The sequence below is a fragment of the Nocardia amikacinitolerans NBRC 108937 genome (assembly GCF_001612615.1).
Taxonomy (GTDB): domain Bacteria; phylum Actinomycetota; class Actinomycetes; order Mycobacteriales; family Mycobacteriaceae; genus Nocardia; species Nocardia amikacinitolerans.
Genome location: NZ_BDAU01000102.1, coordinates 1 through 775 on the forward strand (window position 1 = coordinate 1; position 775 = coordinate 775).

At 69.3% G+C, this 775-nt stretch carries 1 protein-coding gene; it reads right to left on the reverse strand.

Translation table 11 applies throughout. The annotated features are described in order from the left end of the window. On the reverse strand, positions 1-775 hold a 775-nt coding region (locus tag NAM01S_RS33645; RefSeq protein ID WP_157108052.1), incomplete at both ends, for a beta-ketoacyl reductase.

The window sequence follows — 775 nt, forward strand, 5'->3', positions numbered from 1 at the left end:
GGTATGAGGTTGTCGAGGAGTGAGGGGAGGGTGGCGTTGGTTTTGTGGGTGCGTAGGGTGGGCAGGTGCAGGGTGAGTGGTGCCAGGATGGGGTGGTTGGTGCTGGTGAGGGCGGTATCGAGGAGCCGCAGTGCGGTGTCGGTGGGCAGTGGGTTGAGTCCGGTGCCGGTGATGCGGGCTTGGTCGACGCTGGTGAGGTTGGCGGTCAGTTCGCTGGTCTGCTGCCAGTAGCCCCAGGTGAGGGACTGGGCGGGCAGTCCGTGGGCGTGGCGGTACTGGGCGAGGGTGTCGAGGAAGGTGTTGGCGGCGGCGTAGTTGGCCTGACCCGGGTTGCCGAGGAGTCCGGCTGCGGAGGAGTAGAGCACGAATGCGGCCAGGGGTAGGTCGGCGGTGAGGCGGTGCAGGTGCCAGGCGGCGTCGATCTTGGGGCGGAGTACCTGGTGTAGGTGGTCGGCGGTGAGGGTGGCGAGGGTGGCGTCGTGGAGTACTGCGGCGGTGTGGAATACGGCGGTCAGGGGGTGTTGGGTGGGGATGTCGCGCAGGAGTTGGGCCACGGCGTCGGGGTCGGCGCAGTCGCAGGCGACGACGGTGGCGGTGGCGCCTAGGTCTGCGAGTTCGGCGATCAGGGCCGCGGCGGTGGGGTGATCGGGGCCGCGGCGGCTGGTCAGCAGTAGGTGTCGGGTGTGGTGGGTGGTGACGAGGTGGCGGGCCAGGATGGCGCCGAGGGTGCCGGTGCCGCCGGTGATCAATACTGTCCCGTCCGGATCCAAGGGGA